This is a genomic window from Seongchinamella unica, from assembly GCF_004354085.1.
Classification (GTDB): domain Bacteria; phylum Pseudomonadota; class Gammaproteobacteria; order Pseudomonadales; family Halieaceae; genus Halioglobus; species Halioglobus unicus.
Genome location: NZ_SMSE01000001.1, coordinates 1,465,785 through 1,485,065, shown reverse-complemented (window position 1 = coordinate 1,485,065; position 19,281 = coordinate 1,465,785). Strand labels below are relative to the sequence as shown.

At 61.3% G+C, this 19,281-nt stretch carries 14 protein-coding genes; 10 read left to right on the top strand and 4 right to left on the bottom strand.

Annotation, left to right across the window (positions count from 1 at the left end; genetic code table 11):
• Positions 1 to 2: 2 nt before the first annotated feature.
• Genes modA through E2F43_RS06540 form a run of 4 tightly spaced genes read left to right on the top strand, consistent with a single transcriptional unit; the run spans position 3 to position 3,425 of the window.
• On the top strand, positions 3 to 692 hold the full coding sequence (modA, locus tag E2F43_RS06555; protein ID WP_133210767.1) for a molybdate ABC transporter substrate-binding protein: 690 nt from the start codon (positions 3 to 5) through the stop codon (positions 690 to 692).
• Entirely contained in the window at positions 683 to 1,369 is a 687-nt protein-coding gene (gene modB, locus E2F43_RS06550; RefSeq protein ID WP_133210765.1) for a molybdate ABC transporter permease subunit, read from the top strand. Before modA ends, modB begins: the two co-directional genes overlap by 10 nt.
• The gene (modC, locus tag E2F43_RS06545) at positions 1,366 to 2,451 is read left to right on the top strand and encodes a molybdenum ABC transporter ATP-binding protein (RefSeq protein WP_133210763.1); all 1,086 of its coding nucleotides are present in this window, start codon (positions 1,366 to 1,368) and stop codon (positions 2,449 to 2,451) included. Before modB ends, modC begins: the two co-directional genes overlap by 4 nt.
• A complete protein-coding gene (locus E2F43_RS06540; protein ID WP_133210761.1) occupies positions 2,448 to 3,425 on the top strand; it encodes a serine/threonine protein kinase in 978 nt (325 codons plus the stop codon). Before modC ends, E2F43_RS06540 begins: the two co-directional genes overlap by 4 nt.
• A 419-nt stretch (positions 3,426 to 3,844) precedes the next feature.
• Here E2F43_RS06540 and E2F43_RS06535 read toward each other — a convergent pair whose 3' ends face one another.
• Complete coding sequence (locus tag E2F43_RS06535) at positions 3,845 to 5,239, bottom strand: FAD-binding oxidoreductase (protein ID WP_133211144.1); 1,395 nt, start codon at positions 5,237 to 5,239, stop codon at positions 3,845 to 3,847.
• A gap of 125 nt (positions 5,240 to 5,364) precedes the next feature.
• Here E2F43_RS06535 and serA point away from each other — a divergent pair, with 125 nt between their 5' ends.
• The 6 genes from serA (at position 5,365) to E2F43_RS06505 (ending at position 14,938) form a co-directional block, all read left to right on the top strand.
• Positions 5,365 to 6,594 (top strand): phosphoglycerate dehydrogenase, encoded by a 1,230-nt coding sequence (serA, locus tag E2F43_RS06530; RefSeq protein ID WP_133210759.1) that lies wholly within the window; start codon positions 5,365 to 5,367, stop codon positions 6,592 to 6,594.
• Between the two features lie 54 nt (positions 6,595 to 6,648).
• On the top strand, positions 6,649 to 7,206 hold the full coding sequence (locus E2F43_RS06525; protein WP_133210757.1) for an RNA polymerase sigma factor: 558 nt from the start codon (positions 6,649 to 6,651) through the stop codon (positions 7,204 to 7,206).
• Between the two features lie 129 nt (positions 7,207 to 7,335).
• Positions 7,336 to 8,316 carry a FecR family protein gene (locus tag E2F43_RS06520; protein WP_133210755.1) on the top strand — a complete coding sequence of 327 codons (981 nt, stop codon included), beginning with the start codon at positions 7,336 to 7,338 and terminating at the stop codon, positions 8,314 to 8,316.
• Between the two features lie 110 nt (positions 8,317 to 8,426).
• Positions 8,427 to 11,420 carry a TonB-dependent receptor gene (locus tag E2F43_RS06515; RefSeq protein WP_238946765.1) on the top strand — a complete coding sequence of 998 codons (2,994 nt, stop codon included), beginning with the start codon at positions 8,427 to 8,429 and terminating at the stop codon, positions 11,418 to 11,420.
• A 20-nt stretch (positions 11,421 to 11,440) separates the two neighbouring features.
• Positions 11,441 to 11,902 (top strand): hypothetical protein, encoded by a 462-nt coding sequence (locus E2F43_RS06510; RefSeq protein WP_133210751.1) that lies wholly within the window; start codon positions 11,441 to 11,443, stop codon positions 11,900 to 11,902.
• 210 nt (positions 11,903 to 12,112) lie between these two features.
• Entirely contained in the window at positions 12,113 to 14,938 is a 2,826-nt protein-coding gene (locus tag E2F43_RS06505; protein ID WP_133210749.1) for a TonB-dependent receptor, read from the top strand.
• Positions 14,939 to 15,160: 222 nt separating this feature from the next.
• On the opposite strand, the gene E2F43_RS06500 is transcribed toward E2F43_RS06505, so the two are convergent.
• From E2F43_RS06500 to E2F43_RS06490, 3 genes are all read right to left on the bottom strand, one after another.
• Entirely contained in the window at positions 15,161 to 16,765 is a 1,605-nt protein-coding gene (locus E2F43_RS06500) for a tetratricopeptide repeat-containing sulfotransferase family protein (protein WP_133210747.1), read from the bottom strand.
• 6 nt (positions 16,766 to 16,771) lie between these two features.
• Positions 16,772 to 17,899: a transglutaminase-like domain-containing protein gene (locus tag E2F43_RS06495; protein ID WP_165954207.1), complete on the bottom strand. Its 1,128-nt coding sequence runs from the start codon at positions 17,897 to 17,899 to the stop codon at positions 16,772 to 16,774.
• A 149-nt stretch (positions 17,900 to 18,048) separates the two neighbouring features.
• Entirely contained in the window at positions 18,049 to 19,239 is a 1,191-nt protein-coding gene (locus E2F43_RS06490; RefSeq protein WP_133210743.1) for a prolyl hydroxylase family protein, read from the bottom strand.
• Positions 19,240 to 19,281 lie beyond the last annotated feature (42 nt).

Below are 19,281 nucleotides of genomic sequence, written 5' to 3'. Positions count from 1 at the left end.
CCATGATCCGATACCTTCTATTAGTCCTTCTGTTAGCCGGGTGCACCCGCACCGCGGCAGAAGAGCCCCTGCGGGTGGCCGTGGCGGCGAACTTTCGTGCCACCCTGGAGAAGATCAACCTGGCCTACCGGGTCGAGGGTGGGCCGGCGATTCTCCTGTCCAGCGCCTCTACCGGCGTGCTGGCCACCCAGCTACGCCACGGCGCGCCCTTTGACCTGTTCCTGTCTGCCGACCACCAGACCGTTGTCGACCTGCGCCGGGATGGGCTGGGCGTCGAGGAAGCCTGCTACGCCATCGGGCAACTGGCACTCGTCGGCGGTGACCTCAGTGAACTCAACGATCCCCGCAAGTCCCTGGCCATCGCCAATCCGCAAACCGCGCCCTACGGCCGGGCCGCGGCCCAGGTATTGTCGCGCCCTGAGCTGGCGGCCGCCGCAGCGCGCAAACCCGTGCGCGGGGCCAGTGTGTTACAGGCCTACCAGTTCTGGCGCGCGGGGGCGGTTGACCTGGCGCTGGTGGCAGCGTCCCAGGCGCCCGCAGCGCAACCGATTCCGGGTGACTGGTACGCCCCCCTGCAACAATCCCTGCTGGTGCTGCACCCCTCGCCCGCCACCCGCGCCTACCTACAGTGGCTGGGAAGTGATACCGTGCGGCAAATGATTATCGACGCCGGATACCTGCCTTGCCCCTGAGCCCCGCCGAAGTGGATGTGATCGGCCTGACCGCCAGCCTGGCCGCCGTTACCACCGTCATCCTGCTACTGCTGGGAACGCCGCTGGCCTGGTGGCTGGCGAATCGCCGCAGCAATACGTCCGCTGTCATCGAGGCACTGGTGGCCCTGCCACTGGTGTTGCCACCTACCGTACTCGGCTTTTACCTGTTGCTGGCGCTGGCACCGGATTCGCCGCTGGGCCAGCTGTGGCAACAACTCACCGGCACCCGCCTGGCTTTCAGTTTCAGCGCCCTGGTGATCGGTTCGGTGATTTACTCCCTGCCCTTCGTGGTACAGCCACTGCAGTCCGCCTTTCAATCCCTGCCCCGGGGGCTGCTGCAGGCGGGCGCGACCCTGGGCGCCACTCCCTGGGACCAGTTTCGCTCCCTGGTGCTGCCCCTGACCCGCAGAAGTTTTATCGCCGCCGCCAGCCTGGGCTTCGCCCACACCGTCGGTGAGTTCGGGGTGGTACTGATGATTGGCGGCAATATTCCGGGCGAAACCCAGGTCCTGTCTATCGCGCTGTACGACCAGGTTGAAACCCTGCGCTTTGATGAGGCCCATCGCATGGCCGGAGGACTGGTGGTGTTCTCCCTTGCCCTGCTGTTTTTCATTTACCGCAATAACGGGCCGGTGGCCTGGCGGGTGAAGGTATGAGCCTGGCGCTGGACATCCGCTGCTCCGGCGAGGGTGGTTTCAAGCTCAGGCTGAAAAGCGACATTCCCGGTGAGGGCGTCACCGCTATTTACGGCCCCAGCGGCAGCGGCAAGAGCACCCTGCTGGACTGTATTGCGGGTTTGCGCCAGCCCGACAGCGGCGAGATTTACTTTGGCGGGCAATGCTGGTTCGCCGCGGACCGCAACACCCCGCCCTGGCACAGACGCATTGGCTACGTGTTCCAGGATGCGCGCCTGTTCCCCCACCTCAGCGTGGCCGGCAACCTTGATTACGCCCGTCGCCGGGCCCGGGGGTCACCGCCCATGGCGCAGGCACAACTGTATCAAACCCTGGGGCTCAGCAAGCTGCTGCCGCACCTGCCGGCAACCCTGTCAGCGGGGCAAAAGCAACGGGTGGCCATCGGCCGGGCCCTGCTTGGCGCCCCGCGCCTGCTGCTGCTGGATGAACCCCTGGCCAACCTGGATCAACAGGCCAGCGCCGAGTGCCTGGGCCTGCTGCAACAGATAGCCAGTGAGCTGGAGCTGCCGATGATTTACGTCAGCCACGATATCGAAGAAGTGAGCCAGCTGGCGGATCACCTGCTGTTGCTGGACGGCGGCGAACTGCAGGATGAAGGCTCCCTGCTGGCACTGTGTTCCCGGCTGGACAGCCGCCTCGCCCATGAAGAGCAGGCCGCCGCCCTGCTGCAGGGCAGCATACAGGCACAGGACGACACCTTCTCCCTGACCGAGATTAACGTGGAGGGAGAAACACTGTACGTGAATCACCTGCAACAGCCCGTTGGTTCAGCGCGGCGCCTGCGCATCCCCGCCAGGGATGTCAGCATCTGCCGCTCACGGCCCGAGGATTCCAGCATTCTCAATATCCTGCCGGTCACCGTGGAAGAAATCGAAACCTGCCGGGGGGCGCGCCTGTTACTGCGCCTGCGCCTGGGAGAGCAGCACCTGCTGGCCCGCATTACCCGCAAGTCGGCTGACCGCCTGGCGCTGCAAGTGGGCGACAGCGTATTCGCCCAGATCAAGAGCGTTGCCCTGCTCTCCGAGGCGGGAGACCAGCCGTGAACCTGCATCCCTACGACCTGCTCACCCCGGACACGGTCATTGACGCCGTGGAGTCAACCGGACGCCTGTCCGATGCCCGCCTGCTGGCCCTGAACAGCTACGAAAACCGGGTCTACCAGGTGGGTATCGAAGGGGGCGAGCCGCTGATCGCCAAATTCTACCGACCGCAGCGCTGGAGCCTGGAGCAGATCGGCGAGGAGCACAGTTTCAGTCTGGAGCTGGCGGAGGCGGAGATCTCGGTCGTCGCCCCCATGGTCGGAGATGGGGGACAGTCGCTGCACCGGTACCAGGGTTTCTACTTCGCCCTGTTCCAGCGTCGCGGCGGCTACCCTCCGGAACTGGACAACCTGGATAACCTGCTGGTGCTGGGCCGGACCCTGGGACGCATCCACGCCGTGGGCAGGGCCTCCCGCTTCCAGCACCGGCAGCGAATCTGCGTCCAGCGCATGCTGGCCGAGAATCGCGAATTCCTGCTGCAACACTTTATCCCCTCCGAGTTGCGACCCGCCTACGAATCGCTCACCGCGGACCTGTTGGCAACCGTGGAACAAAGCTACCAGCCCACCGGGGAAGACGAAATCCGCGTCCACGGCGACTGCCACGTGGGTAATATCCTGTGGCGCGACGATGTCGCCCACTTTGTCGACCTGGACGACAGCATGATGGCCCCCGCGGTACAGGACTTATGGATGTTCCTCAACGGCGAGCGCCACGAGCGGGAGCTACAGCTTTGCGAACTGGTGGAAGGCTACTCGGAATTCTGTGATTTCGATGCGGCCCAGTTGCGCTGGATAGAGCCGCTGCGCACCCTGCGCCTGGTGAACTACGCCGCCTGGGTGGCCCGGCGCTGGGAGGACCCGGCCTTTCCCCGCTCTTTCACCTGGTTCAATACCGAGCGCTACTGGGCGGAGCATGTGCTGGAGCTGCGGGAGCAGCTGGCGGCGCTACAGGAAGAGCCTTTGCGATTGTTGTAGACTCGCAAAGCGGTCATCCCCGCACACCCAAACCGTCATCCTCGCGTCAGCGGTGGTCCGGCACACCGGGATCCAGGCGCTTTACTCGTCGAGCCGTCGCTACGGTTTGTATCCCTCCGGGGTACGCCAAAAAGCGTACGTCCATGTACAGGCTCGGCTGAGCGCGTCCATGCGCTCAGACGCCCCCGGAGGGATACAAACCGCACCGCCGTCTCTTGCATCGCGAATCAACTGACCATCGCAGTTTCGCGTCTCGAGATTTCGACAAACGATTGTAGAGTTGGTGTCGCGGGGTAGTTGTGCCCGGGGGCGTCGGCTGCCATGGATGGCAGCCGCCGAGCCTGTACAGGGAAGTACGATTTTTGGCGGTCACCGGGCGCAACTACCCCGCGGCGCCAGCTCGGCGGGTAGAGAACAGATTAAACGTCGAAAATCTTCCCGGGATTCATGATCAGGTGCGGATCAAACACCCGCTTGATCTGCCTCATGATCTCGATCTCGGCATCCGATCGTGAGTAGCCCAGGTACTCTTTCTTGAGCAACCCCACCCCATGCTCCGCCGACACCGAACCGCCATAGCGCTGCACAATCTCACATACCCACTTCGACACCTCGCCGCACTGCTCCCTGAAGGCGTCCAGTTCCAGCGACTCCGGCTTGAGGATATTGAGGTGCACATTGCCGTCGCCAATGTGGCCGAACCAGACAATCTCGAAATCCGGATAGTTGCTGTTGACCACCTCTTCCACCTCGGCCAGGAAGTCGGGGACTTTTGAAATCACCGTGGAGATATCGTTCTTGTAGGGTGTCCAGGGAGTAATAGTCTCGGAAATGTCCTCCCGCAGGCGCCACAGGTTTTGCGCCTGGGCAACACTCTGGCTGACGGTGCCATCCAGCACCCAGCCCTGCTCCACACAGTGCTCGAACAGGGTCATGGCTTTATCCATGGCCGCCTCGTCGGCCTGCTCGAACTCCAGCAGGGCGTAATATTCGCAGGGGGTTTCGAAGGGGCGCTGCAAACCCTGGTGCTGGACCACCTTCTGCAGGGCCAGCTCGGAGAAGAACTCGAACGCCGAGAGCTCGATCTGCGCCTGGAAACTGGCCAGCACCTGCATAATCGCCGCCATGTCCGGGCAGCCCAGTACCAGCACCGCCAGGTCCCCGGGGCTTCGATCCAGCTGCATGGTGGCTTCCACCACGATACCCAGGGTGCCTTCGGCGCCGATGACCAGATGGCGCAGGTCATAACCGGCGTTGTTCTTGATCAGGCCGCGGTTGAGGTCCAGTAATTCGCCGGTGCCGGTGACCAGCTTGAGGCCGGCAACCCAGTCCCGGGTCATGCCGTGGCGAATCACCTTGATCCCCCCGGCATTGGTAGAGATATTGCCGCCGATCTGGCTGGAGCCCGATGAGGCGAAGTCAACGGGATAATAAAGTCCCTGTTCTTCGGCAAACTGTTGCAGCTGTTCGGTAATCACGCCGGCGCCGCAGCGCACGGTACGATCCACGGGGTTGAACTTATCGATGCGATTGAGGCGGTCCAGTGCGACCACCAGTTCGCCCCTGCAGGCCACCCCTCCGGCACTGAGTCCGGTGCGCCCGCCGGAGGGAACCAGGGACAACTGCTCCCTGGCCGCCAGGCGGACAATCGACTGCACCTCCTCGATGCTGCCGGGAAGCACCACGGCGCAGGGGGCGGGCCGGTGAAACCGGGTCCAGTCCCGGCCGTAATGCTGCAGGCTCTCATCATCTGTCAGCACCCGGCCTTCGCCACAGATGTCTCGAAGGGTGTTTAAAAGAGCGGTATCCAGCAATGCTGCCAAGGGGCATCCTCCGGTATTTTACAGGGGGCAGATTCGGGGCGGCGTATGGTACCATACGCGCCCTTTTTCCAGCCCGGCCAGCTTTGCGGCCTTTTACCAGACAGGATTCACCGGTCATGACCCAACAGTCACTGCCCAAGGAGAAGATCAAATTTCTCCTGCTGGAGGGCGTTCACCCCTCCGCCATCGAAACGCTGCAACGCGATGGCTACCACAATATCGAAGTGCACAAGAAAGCCCTGCCCCCGGAGGAGCTCAAGGCCGCTATCGCGGGGGCCCACTTCGTGGGCATTCGCTCCCGCACCCAGCTGACCGAGGACATTTTCGACGCTGCCAAAAAGCTGGTGGCCGTCGGTTGTTTCTGCATCGGCACCAACCAGGTCGATCTTGCGGCGGCTACCCGTCGCGGCATTGCGGTGTTCAACGCGCCCTTCTCCAACACCCGCAGCGTGGCGGAGCTGGTCATCGCCGAGGCCATTCTGCTGCTGCGCGGCGTCGCCGAAAAAAATGCGGCGGCGCACCGCGGCGAGTGGATGAAGAGCGCGGTCAACTCGTTCGAAATTCGAGGCAAGAAACTTGGCATCATCGGTTACGGCAATATCGGTATGCAGCTGGGAGTGATTGCCGAGGGCATGGGCATGCAGGTGCAGTTTTACGATGTGGTGAACAAGCTGCCCCTGGGCAACGCCCGCCAGGTACCCAGCCTCAATCAACTGCTGGCCAGTTCCGACGTGGTCAGCCTGCACGTACCGGAGACCGGTTCCACCCAGAACATGATCGGCGCCGCAGAACTGGCGCAAATGCAGCAGGGCGCCATACTGATCAATGCCTCCCGCGGAACCGTCGTCGACATCGACGCCCTGGCCAGCGCCCTGGACGCGGGCAGGCTGGGTGGCGCCGGGATCGACGTATTCCCGGTCGAGCCGCGCTCCAATGACGACGAATTCGTGTCCCCGCTGCGGGCCTACGACAATACCTTCCTCACCCCGCATATCGGCGGCAGCACCGTGGAGGCACAGGAAAATATCGGCATGGAAGTGGCCGAAAAACTGGCCCGGTATTCCGACAACGGTACGACCATCTCCTCGGTCAACTTCCCCGAGGTGGCACTGCCCGAGCACGCCGGCAGCCACCGGCTGCTGCACATTCACAACAACGTACCGGGCATGATGAGCGCCATTAACAATGTCTTTTCCGACAACGGCGTCAACGTTTCCGCCCAGTACCTGCAAACCACCGAAACGGTCGGTTACGTGGTCATCGATGTTGACGCCGAGTACAGCGACATCGCCCTGGAAAAACTGGCCGCCATCGACGGCACCATTCGCTGTCGGGTGCTGTTCTGATCCATCGGCGACAGACGCTGGCCACGGGCCGCTTTGCGGTGGCATGATCTGCCTGTGACTAGCGACAAAGACAAGTTCATTGCCGAACTGGTGTCCAAGCATGGGGGCCCGCTGGAGAACTACCTGGCGCGCAAGCTGGACAGCCGGGAAGATGCGGCGGAGCTGGCGCAGGAAGCCTACATGCGCCTGCACCGGTTGGAGCAGCCCGAAAATCTCGACAATGCCCGCGCCTTCCTGTTCCAGGTGGCCACCAACCTGGCGGTGGATCAGTTGCGCCGGCGGCAATTGCATTTTCGCTTCCTGAGAACCGAAAAGGGGCAGGTGATGGAAGGTGAACCGCCAGACCTTAATGCGGCAGGCGCCTCCCCCGAGCAGATCCTGGGAGCCCGGCAAAAACTGCAGGCGATAGAAAGTGCGCTCGACAGCATGCCCTTCAAGGTCAAGCAGGCGTTCCTGCTACACCGCCAGAACGGGCTGCCCTACAGCGCCATTGCCGAACAGATGCAGGTATCGGTCTCCAGCGTGGAGAAATATATCCTGCGGGCCCTGAAACAGTGTCGACAGACCATGGCGGCCATTGAGGCCAACGAGGCCCCTGACCTTGATGATTAACAAGTTTTACCGGTGGCGATTGAGGGAACCATTTGCTCACTCGTTACACCAATATAACGACTATACTCAGGCAAGTCCCCGGCGGGATTGCTGCAGAAAATCAAGCGGCAGGAAGCCGTGGTAGAGACAATGAGCCAGCAAGCTGACAAACAGTATGAGCAAACCTGCGACGCAGCCCTGGGCTGGGTTGCCCGGCTGCGCTCCGATGAGGTGTCAGAAGACGATCGTCAATCCTTTGCCCTGTGGCTCGCTGAAGACCGCTCTCATCAAGCCGCCATGGACGAAGCGCTGGACCTGTGGGACGACCTCGGCGTCGTCCGTCATATGCAGCCCGCGGAAGGCCTGCCCACCGAGGCAGCCAACAGCTCGCGCTGGCTGCCAGCGGCCGTTGCTTCAGTAGCGGCTTCCCTGGTGCTCGCCGTATTCCTGTGGCCCCAGCTACAATCCGAACCGGTCAGCAATCAATACCGGAGTGTGGTGGGCGAGCGTATCGAAGTGGCATTGCCCGACGGCTCTCTCGCCCGGCTCAACACCGACAGCCAGATCAGCGTGACCTATACCGACGACGAGCGCCTGATTGAATTACAGAAAGGCGAAGCCTGGTTCAAGGTTGAGTCCAACAAGGAGCGGCCTTTCCACGTGGACGCAGGTGAGACCCGGGTAACTGCACTGGGTACCGCCTTCAACGTTTATCGTCGGGAAGAAGGGACAGAAATCGCCGTCACCGAAGGCGTGGTCAGGGTGACGGAACGGCAAGCTAGCCCCGGCCGCGCTCCAACCTCAAAGGTGTTGCGGACAAATCAACGACTTCTGTCCCAGCAACAGGGCTGGGAGGTCAGCACCGACGACAACCTGGAGCAGGCCCTTGCCTGGCAGCAAGGACAATTGGTTGCCCGGGAAATGCCGCTCCCCCAGCTGGTTGCGGAACTGCAACGTTATTCCAGTACCCGGATCTTCATCTCCGATCCCGAACTTCTCAGCCGCACGGTTTCCGGTGTGTTCGAGCTGGACAACCCCGAGACATCGCTGGCAGCACTTGCCATCAGTCTGGAGCTTGAAATCCGGCCGTTAAGCGATTCCGCGGTGCGGTTGCTCAAAGCAGATCAGTAAGCTATAAAGGGGCCTGCGTGGAACTCCGGCCATCCCGATCTGCACCGCCGTAGTTCCTACTAAATCCAATATTTTCAAAGGGTTGTGGCCCTGCCACAACCGAGCTGCCCATGTCTATCGGCACTGCGAGAGATCCGGAAGTGCTCCCGGCGGCGCCACCTGCATGGCGCGGCGCCCTGCTGGCGGCTGCCCTGAGTCTGGGCCTTGCCCAGCCCGCGACTGCAAGTACCGCGGACTCCATCCATTACACGATCGAGGCCCCGCAACTGTCCGCGGCCCTGATCCAGCTCAGCCAGCAAAGTGGGCTCTCCATTGTCTTTGCCGATCACGTGGTGCGCAACCTGCCAGCCCCCCCGGTAGTGGGAACCATGCGACCCAGCGACGCCCTCGACCAGTTACTGGGAGGAACCACGCTCAACTGGAAACTGGTGGATGGTGACGTCATCGCCATTTACAGCCCGACCTGCAGCTCCCGGCGCGACGAATGCGTCCAGCCCGAGGACATGGCCGGCAAATACCCCACCTATGTCCCGGGGATCGAGCATACCTATGTCTATGGCAGCCGGATAACCGGCTCACGAATCCGGCGCACGGGTTACAACGCGGGAGCACCCGTGGACGTGCTGGCCTCGCCAGACATCGAGCTGAGTGGCGCCCAGTCTCTGGGAGAGTTGCTTAAGTTTGTACCGGCGGTGAGCGGCAACGCCCTCAGCACCGCCATCTCCAACGGCGGCAATGGCACGGCCACGGTGACACTTCGCGGCCTGCCCGCCAGTAATACCCTGGTGCTGGTCAACGGTCACCGGGTGGCTAACGACGGCCTCGCCGGCGAATCTGTGGATTTGAACAGCTTTGCACCCGCTGCCGTTGAGCGAATCGAGATTCTCAAGGACGGGGCCTCAGCCATTTACGGCTCGGATGCCATCGCCGGCGTGGTCAACGTGATCATGAAACAGGATTTCCACGGTTTTCTTGCCGAGGGATACTACGGACGCAGCCAGGAAGGCGACCTGGATACCTCCACGGCGACCTTTCAATACGGCACCGGGCTGCCGGATGGCTCTTTCTTCATCAGCGCCTCGCTGTACCAGCAGGAGCCGATTTACAGTCGGGACAGAGACGTTTCTGCCAGTGCTGACACCCGCGCCATTGGCGGCTCGGATCAACGCTCCAGCGCCACCCCCAACGCCCGCTTGACCCTGCCGAGCGGCGAAACCCTGATCGCCCAGGGCAATGGCTATCGCAGCGCCACGCCTGAGGACCTGTTCGATTACGCCCCGTATACCACCGCCGTGGTCCCCCTGGAGCGCAGCAGCGTTTACACCAATACCAGTTACGATTTCAGCGAGAGTGTCACCGGTTTTATCGACCTGCATTACGTGGAGACAGAAAGCCAGGCCACCCTGGCGCCCACTCCCGTGTTTACCGCCTTCGAGCAAAACCCGCTGGTGGTAGCTGCAGACAACATCTACAACCCCTTTGGGGTGGAACTGTCTGATGTGCGCCGACGGCTGCTGGAATTCCCCAACCGGCGCCAGCTCAACGAGTCGGAAACCACGCGCTTCAGCGCCGTGGTCGAAGGCCTGCTGGCGGACTGGAACTGGGACTTTGGTTACAACTGGAGCATGAGCAAGGCCGTGGAATCGACGCGAGCCATCGTCAACGCCGACCGGCTGGCCCGCGGAATTGGCCCGGCTGATAACTGCCAGGGTCCCCCCGTAGACGATTGCGTGGCTATTGACCTCATCGGTCCCAACGGCGCTATTAGCCCAGCGCAGGTCAACTACATCAAGGCCAGGGGAGAGGTGAGTGGTTACTCCAAACTGTCTGGCTTTTCCGCCAACTTCTCTCGCGCCCTCTCCGGATTGCCCGCAGGGCGCACCGACCTGGCCTTTGGCCTGGAACATCGCTGGGAATCCACCAGCAAGCGGCCATCAGACCTGCTGGCCAACGCCAGCACCATTGGCGCCAGTAATTTCGAGGCGACCAGCGGCTCTCGCACCGTGTCCGAAGTCTACCTGGAAACGCTGGTGCCACTGTGGAAAGCCGGTGACGGCTTGCAAAGCCTGGATCTGGAAGCTGCCATTCGCGTCTCCGACTACAGTGATTTCGGCTCCACCACCAACCCCAAAATCACCCTGCGCTGGCAGGCCAACCCGTCCCTGCTCCTGCGAGCCAACTACGCAGAGGGCTTCCGGGCTCCGAGCCTGAACGAACTGTACGAGGGCAACACCGAAGAACAGGCCTTTATTGACGATCCCTGTACCCGGGCGGCCAACGTGGGTGTACTGCCAGGCTGTAAGGCACTTGCAGACCCCTCCCGCAATCAATTCCTTACCGTCAAGGGTGGTAATCCGGCACTGCGGCCAGAGACATCAGACAGTTACAGCCTCGGCCTGGTGTGGACTCCCGGGTCAGTGCAGGGCCTGGTGATGTCAGCGGACTACTTTCACATCGAACAGGAGAATGTGGTCTCTTCCAGCGCCCAGTTTCTGGTCAACCAGAACGCGCGCAACGGCGCTTTTACCGATCGGGTGAGCCGCGATGACGTGGGCAACCTGACGCTGGTTACCGCCAACAACCTGAACATTGGCGAACGCCGGGTTCGCGGTGCTGACCTCGCGGCAACCTGGCACCTGCCGCAGCGGCCCTGGGGCCAGATCAGCCTCAAGCTCAACAGCACCTGGATTCGCGACTACCAGGCGCGGCTGGATGCCACTGCCCCGACCCTGGACCTGGCGGGCACGTTTCGCGATGAAGCCTCAGAGGGCCTGGGTGGCATTCCCGAGTGGAAATCCCAGCTGAGCCTGAGCTGGAGGCAGGATCGCTGGAAAGGCAGCTACCAGATACATCATGTGGACAGCCTCTCTGAAACCATCCCCGGCACCGGGCAATTCCGCAAAATCGACGCCTGGACCGCGCACGACCTGCAGCTCAGCTATACCTTCGATATTCTGCAGGGGCTGCGCCTCTCCCTGGGAATAGATAACCTGCTGGACGAGGAGGCCCCTTTGGCCAGTTCCGCGTTTAACGATAATATCGACGGCAGGACCCATGAACTGAAGGGGCGCTTCTGGTACACCCGCTTGAGCCAGCGCTTCTGACAAGCCACAAAGGACCCCACATGCCGCAAAGAATCCTCGCCAGCCTGCTGCTTTTGGCCAGTACAATCACCCTGGCCCAGGACACCGTTCAATTCCCCGGTGTCGAAGGGCTTATGAGCACCCAGGAATACCAGGACGCCGGCCTGCACAAGCTCTCGGATGCAGAGAGGGAAGCCCTGGATCAGTGGCTGATTCGCTACACCGCCTGGCAGGCCCCGCAGATACGCAAATCCGTGGAGGAGGTCAAGGAGGTGGAAAAGGCTTTCGAGCTGACCGCCTCCATCAAGCAGCCGTTCAAGGGCTGGTCCGACAGCACCTATTTCTACCTGGACAATGGCCAGGTCTGGCAGCAGCGCAATGCCGCCCGCTACTACTACAGTGGTGAAGACACCCGGGTGCGCATCAGTAAAAACGCCCTGGGCTTTTATGTGATGGAACACCTGGCCACGGGCAAAAAGATCGGCGTCAAGCAGGTACGCTGAAACCTGCCGCGATTTCAGCGACTTAGCGCCAGATGCTCAATTAGTTTTGGCAATTTGACAAAGTTCCGCCGCAAAAGTGTGAATTTGTCACAACTCTGGCTTCTCCTTTGAGGACCCCCCCCGGAAATTCGTTTAAGTTGGGTGTTCGGTGACTATCCGCAGTCACCTGAATAAAAAGCATGCTTAGACATAAATTACAGGGGTAATCCTATGTTGAGAAAAAATCGTCTCACCCTCGCGGTCTCCGCCGCCATGGGCCTTGGCGCTGCCGCAGCAATACCGCAGGTGGCTAGTGCACAAGAGGGAGCACTGGAAGAAGTTGTTGTTACCGGTTCCCGTATCTCCCGACCCGACCTTGAAGGTGCCAACCCGGTCACCGTCATGCAACGCAGCGAACTGAACATGATGGGTGTGAATAACGTGGGTGATATCCTGCGCAACATCACGGCATCTGCCGGTTCCGCCACCAACACCAACGTCAACAACGGTGGTGAGGGTCGTGTGACCTTCTCCCTGCGCGGCCTGGGCGCCAACCGCACCCTGGTGCTGCTGAACGGCAAGCGCGTCGTGGCCAGCGGCCTGGGCGCCGATGACTCGGTGGACCTGGGTAACATTCCCACCGCCATGATCGAGCGTGTAGAAGTACTGAAGGACGGCGCCTCCGCCGTTTACGGTTCCGACGCGATCGCCGGTGTGGTCAACCTCATCACCCGCCGTAATTTCCAGGGCTTCGAAGTCAACGGTTACTACGGCGAATACGGCGAAGGTGACGGTGACACAGAAAGCATGGACTTCACCCTGGGCGTCGCCGGCGACAAGGGTAACGCCGTGGTAGCCGGCTGGTGGAACAACCAGAAAACCGTCTGGGCTGGCGACCGAGAGTATTCAGAGAACGACTACTGGTGGAAGCCCTACTGGCAGCCGAACAACCCCCGCGTACCCGGTGGCTCCTCCGCGCCGCCCTGGGGCAACCACGCTGACCCCACTACCGGCAACCGCTATACTCGCGGTGAAGAAGGCGGTGACTGGCGCCCCCGTACCAGCGCCGACAACTACAACTACCAGCCGGTTAACTACCTGGTCACCCCCAACGAGCGCTGGGGCATCAACCTGGCCGCCACCTACGAGTTCGGTGACTTCGGCTTCCTGGAAGACGTGGCCTTTAAAACCGATGGTTTCTACTCCCACAGCGAATCCCAGACCCTGAGTGCTCCGGAGCCTCTGGCGCCGCTGGTATTCTTCGGTGTGCCCGCTCCCTACTCTGCTGACAACTGGTACAACCAGCAGTACGGCCCGAAAAACGAAGCCGGAGAAACCTTCGAGATCGACGACTGGCGCCGCCGGATGGAAGAAACCGGCGGTCGCGCGAGCAACTTCCAGACCGAAACCTACCAGCTGCACATCGCCCTGGAAGGCACCTCCTGGAACTGGGATTGGGAACTGGCCGGCGGTTACGGCGAGAACAACTCCTCGCAGTACCTGGAAGGCTATTTCAACCTGGACCGCGTAGCTGAAGCGGTTGGGCCCACCCACTTCGACGACGAGGGCGTCCTGCAGTGCGGTGCCTCTCCCGATGCCGCTATCGCGGGCTGTGTACCGCTGAATATCTTCGGCCTGCCGGGCACCGAAAACCAGGTGACCCAGGAGATGCTGGCCTATGTCTCCAAGAACTACAACGCGTTCACCAACGGCAAGAACGAGCTGAAGTCGGTAACCTTTGCCGCTTCCAACGGGGATGTGTTCGACCTGCCCGCCGGTCCGCTGGGTATCGCCTTCGGTCTGGAGAAGCACTGGTTTGATGGTTCCCAGGTGGTTGATACCAACCAGCTGCTGGGCACCTCTACGGCTGGCGTGTCACAGAACACTGGCGGTGGCTACGATGTTGAGGAAGCCTTTATCGAGTTCAACATCCCGCTGCTGTCCGACCTGCCCCTGGTTGAGTACCTGGAGCTGAACTTCGCTACCCGTTACAGTGATTACAGCACCTACGGTGACACCACCAACTCCAAGCTGAACCTGCGCTGGCAGATTCTGGACAGCCTGACCTTCCGCGGTACCGCGGGTGAGTCATTCCGCGCGCCGTCCATTCCCGAGTTGTACCAGGGCCAGTTCCGGACCTTCCCGGTTGCGGTTGACCCCTGTGCCACCGATGCCAATGCCAACTGTATTGCCAACGGCGTTCCGGCTGGCGGCTATGACAGCGGTGGCGTAACCCAGATTCCTTCCGACCAGGGCGGTAACCCCGATCTGGAAGAGGAAACTGCGGATACCTACACCTTCGGCCTGGTCTGGGAACCCGACCTGTGGGGCGGCACCTCGATGACCCTTGACTACTGGGATATCGACATCAAGAACCCGGTTACCGTTGCGGGCACGCAGACGCGCCTGACAGGCTGTTACACCTCCGGTGCTTACTGTGACACCATCCAGCGTTTCGGTCCCGAGACCTCAGTCTGGGGTAACATCATCACTGTGGGTGACCTCAACACCAACGCGGGTCGCATCGAGACCTCAGGTGTCGATTTGTCCTTCCAGACCCAGTTCCCGGAAACGGCCTTTGGTATCTTCGGCGCCAGCCTGGACTGGACGTACCTGATCGAGTACGACAAGACTGAAGCTGACGGCTCAGTGAAGAGTCATGCCGGTTTCTACTGGGATGACAACGGCAACGACTTCGGCGACGGTATGTTCGCCCGTAATCGCGGCCTGCTGACCCTGCAGTGGATGATGGACAACTGGTCTGCCAGCTGGCGTACTCACTACACCAGCGGTGTAGAAGAGAACCTGGAAGGCCTGTGGTGGCACCAGGGCCCGGGTGAAAACATCACTCAGCGCAGCATTGAGTCCTACACCACGCACGACGTGCAGCTCCAGTACAACATCGACCAGTGGAACACCCGCCTGTCACTGGGTGCGGACAACGTATTTGATGAGGAACCACCGTTTATTGACAGTGCGTTCGCATTCAATACCGACCACACCTACACTGGCAGCATCGGTCGTTTCTACTATGCGCGGATTACCCTGAGCTTCTAAACTCAGCATAAATCCTGCCGATCAAAGGCCGCTTCTCCCGGGAAGCGGCCTTTTTTTGTCTTTGGCTGGGGCATCGCCGATGCTGAATTCAGGCAGTGTAAATCGCCAACTGCTGCTGCTCAGCGCTATCCGTCATCCCGGCGGGCGCCGCGATGACAATCGGGTTGGTCAGGATTTGACTGAAGCGGCTGGACGGGGCCGCACGGTAGTGCGCCGGCTGTACTAGGCCAATGCTGATTCGGGGATGCCCTGATCCAGCAGCGCCTGCCTGAGGGGTTGTAGTTGCGACTCGAACTGGCGCCACCTGGCGACCGAAGTCGAGTAGACCGGCTGCCGGACCTGGGCAAAACTGGCACTGCCCACAGACGACCGGCGGGCAAAAAACTGCCTGATGCCATCCTCCCAGTCGAGTCCGCAACTGGCGAGCAAGCGCCGGGCTTCCCGCTCATAATCAACCACCAGGTCCTCGTAACAGACCTCCAGATAGCGATCACCCAGGGTGTCTTGCCACAACTCGGCCAGCGCCGAATAGGCGGAATAGTAAGCCGCCATTGCCGGCAAATCGTAGCTGTGCAAATAGGCTCCCGGGGCAAACAGTTGCTTGAAGTTACTGAAACAGGAATCCATTGGGTGACGCCGGATGTGGATGATCTTCGCCGCGGGCAGCGCTCTGGCGATAAGGCCAGCGTAGAGGAAGTTGATGGGGTTCTTGTCGGTCATGAAACCCGTTTGCAACAGCCGCTGCGGCAGGCAGGCCAGATAGGCCCGGCCCAGCTCGTCATAATCCAGGCCGGCCAGTTTATCCAGCAGCCCGGATGACATGGCGCCCCTGACTGTCAGCCCCAGGCAGCGATGGGTGGAAAACGGGAAGGCGAGAAGCTCGCCGGAATTCTCGATGCAACTGTGGCCTCCCAGAATACGGTCCAGCAGGGTGGTCCCCGTGCGCGGCAGTCCGATGATGAAAACCATGCCCTGCCCCGCCTCACCGTCCGGCACCGCGGGCAACGCACTGGACTGCTCTCGCAGTCGATGGATCACCTCAATATCGGCCTGCACCTGTTTCCGGTTTCTGCTGACGGAGTCTGCAGCCAGGCTGTAACGGTCAAAGGCCCGCTCGAAGTCGCCCAGGTCCTCATACTCCTTGCCCAGGGCATAGCCGAGAAAGCTTCTCGCCTGGGGCTTATCCCGGTTGGCCGCCAGAGACGCTTCAAACCAGTCAATATGGTTTTGCCCGGGATCCGCCGTGCGCAGTTGGGAGAGCGCGAACTGGGCCTGGAAAAAGCCGGGGTCGTGGTCAAGCACTTCCAGCAGTAGCTTTTCAGCCAGCGCCATGTCACCGGCAAAACGGGCCGAATAGGCCACGTTCATACAGTTGCCGACGCTCCAGGGTTCCAACTGCAGCAAGCGCTGGTAGCAGGGCAGGGCCTCTAAATAACGCTCTGCGTTGGTAAAGCTGGCCGCCAGGCTCCTGAGCGCCGCCGGATCTGTCGCTTGCAGCTTCAGCGCCTGCTGTTCATAGGTTTCGGCGGCCCTGAGGTCACCCGCATCGGAACAAAGCTGTGCCGCCCAGGCCTGCACCCCGGGGTCTGTCGGTAACAGGGCGGCAGCCCGCTCTACCGCCTGCTGGGCAGCAAAGAAGTCCGCCTCCTCTGCACATATCCAGGCCTGCAACAAGAGGGGCTCTGGTGCTCTCGGCTTGCGACTGAGCAACCGGGCGCAGAGCTCCCTCGCGGGAGCAAAATGCCCGCCATCAAACAGGCGTTGTGCTTCTGCTAACTGCGATTGCTCTAACGATGTGAGTTTCTGGGGTCGGGGGCGTTGTTTCATCAATACCTAATGTGCCACCTGCGCCATCAGGCGTTGCTTCTGGTTGTAACGATGTCGGTCAATCTCATTGTCGGCGACGGCTTCCGCCTGTTCGAAGCTGTCAAGGGCAGCGGCCTCATCACCCAGGTAAAGTTGGCTGAATCCCATCAGGCGATAAAACTCATGCTCGTCATCGCGAATTTTCACCGCACGCCGGAGCAGGGAAAGCGCTTCCTCGTACTCACCCATTTCATAAGCCTGCTCAGCCTGGCTGTAGAGGTAGTAGGGATTTTTGCGCCGGTAGCCCTCTACGGCATCGGCATAATACCCGGCGAGTTGCGGCTTGTCGTGGCGCTCATAAAAACGGGCCAGATTACTCATGGCCGAGGGTTCTTCGGCAAGTCGTACCGCCTCCAGCCAGGCCGCCTCTGCCCTGGCAGCATCGCCGATCCGACTGTGCACAGTGCCCAGATTGGTCCAGAAAAAGGCGGTTCCAGGGTGAAGCGATATCGCCTCGCGAATGCTGAGATAGGCCTGGTCCAGCTGTTGCTCTCCCAGCCAGTAAACGGCCATATTGTTGTGGTAGAGCGCCCTGGCGTACTGGTCTGAGACTCTTTTGCGGGTGTATTCAACGTCGAAGTCTCTCATGTTGAAATCCACCGCCTGATCGCCCTTGAAGGGTAAACGCACGCGGGCATTGATATGGCGGTTATACAGGTGGTTATTGCCCCAGCGGTCCCAGCTTGGCGGCACATCAACCTCCTGGTACTCAACGTCCAGCCCCGCTTCCCGGGCCAGGGCCACGAACAGGTTGGTAAAGGAGAGGCAGTTGCCCTGGCGCTGATAAAACGCCTGTTCCGCGGTCAGGGTCTTGAAACTGTTATAGTCCAGTTGCAGGCCATCATCGAGGATCGCCTGGAGAATCAGTTTAACCTTGCGCTGCCTGCTGGCGTCTTCCGGTACCTGCTCTCGCAGGAATTCACGCATTTCTTCATTGACTGCCAGCAGGTCAACCGAGGGTAATCGCGCCTCTCCGGTCAGCGCCAGGGCGGGGCTTTCCAGGGCCTGTTGCGGGGTCAGGGCTGCGGGCGCCAGCGTATCAGGTTGCACCGCGCACGCCGTCAGGACCAGGGGCAGCAGGAGCAGACGTAACATCGACAAGAACCGCACAACCATTGTGGACTACCTCCAGGGCGCACTCCTGCTAGTCTACCACTATTTTGCCGCTTCCGAGGGTCGAGCCAGGCGCCCTACTATTCCTGAAAATCATAATACCATTTGGCACATGACCCCCAGGCTGGCGATTACCACCCCATTTGCCGCGTGAACTCCGTCTGATCTTCCCGAAACCACTGGGAGGCCAGCCACTTGCTGCCCTGCAAAACGGGTTTGCCTGCATGCAGGGAATCCGGGTGACGCTGGCCCCGCTCGTCCACATTATCGAATACCAGCAAGTCACCGACCGCGCCCGCAATTTCCAGGTCCAGGTTTTCCATGCGGGTTTCGCCACCGACATAACCCGCGTTCAGATAAATAAGCGCGGTTCGCGTGCGTTGACCGCCGTCCCGCATCAGCTCATCGACCCCGGGCTGGTCCAGTGCAAACGCATCGTAATGCAGTTTGTACTCCTGTCCCGGCCCATAGCGGAGCAGACCCAACACCTCACACTGGCGCGGCGCCCTGCCGCAAAATGCAGCCAGCCGCCGCTGGATATAGGCGATCGACGGGTCAACCAGCCAGGGCATGAATGTCATCGAGTGACTGGTCCGGAAGGCGCTATTGATCTGCCGCCCGCTGCGGGCATCATAGGTCAGGCTCGGTCGTAATTCCGCTTCCGCCACAGTGGCGAGCAGCCGGCAACCCAGCACCGGCAGCCAGCCCCGACTGAGGTACAGGCGGGGATTGGCGTGTAACTCCTCCCGCTGCCCGCGATCGCTGCTGTCTGCAAAAGCCGCTTCCCAGCCATCCGCCACACCCGAGGTCGTTAACCCCTTCGCCGACCGCAGCGGCGGCAGGGACTCGACCGCGTCATCATCCAGGATCCGCCGTGACCACAGGTCGCCGCCCGCTGCCGCCCGCTCCAGCAAAGCCCGGGCCGCCACATCCAGGCCGGCAAAGGCACAACGCAACGCCAGGTAACGCAGGGCACAGGGGTTGCCCCGGCTGAGCTGCTCCCGTGCCGCCTCGATTTCCTGTTCAGTGGACAGGCTACCGGCTATGACCCCCAGCCGCCAACGCCAGGGGACAAGTTCCTCCATGGCCGGATACCTGTCCAGCAACTGCTGCGCGCGGGTAAAGTTGGCAAACTCGCCGGGAACCGAGGTCCATTGCTGAAGTTGATGGATAATCGCTTCCGGATAGCCCTGTTCAAGCGCCTTGCGAAAATAACGGCTCGCCCTGGCCGGCCGCTTTGACTGCTGATAGGCAAGCGACAGTTTCCACTGGTGTTCGGCACTACCGGCATCCGCCAGGCGCCGCAGTTCAGAATCGAACACGGAATTTAGCCTCCCCGGCTGCGATCACTATTGGTCTATTTG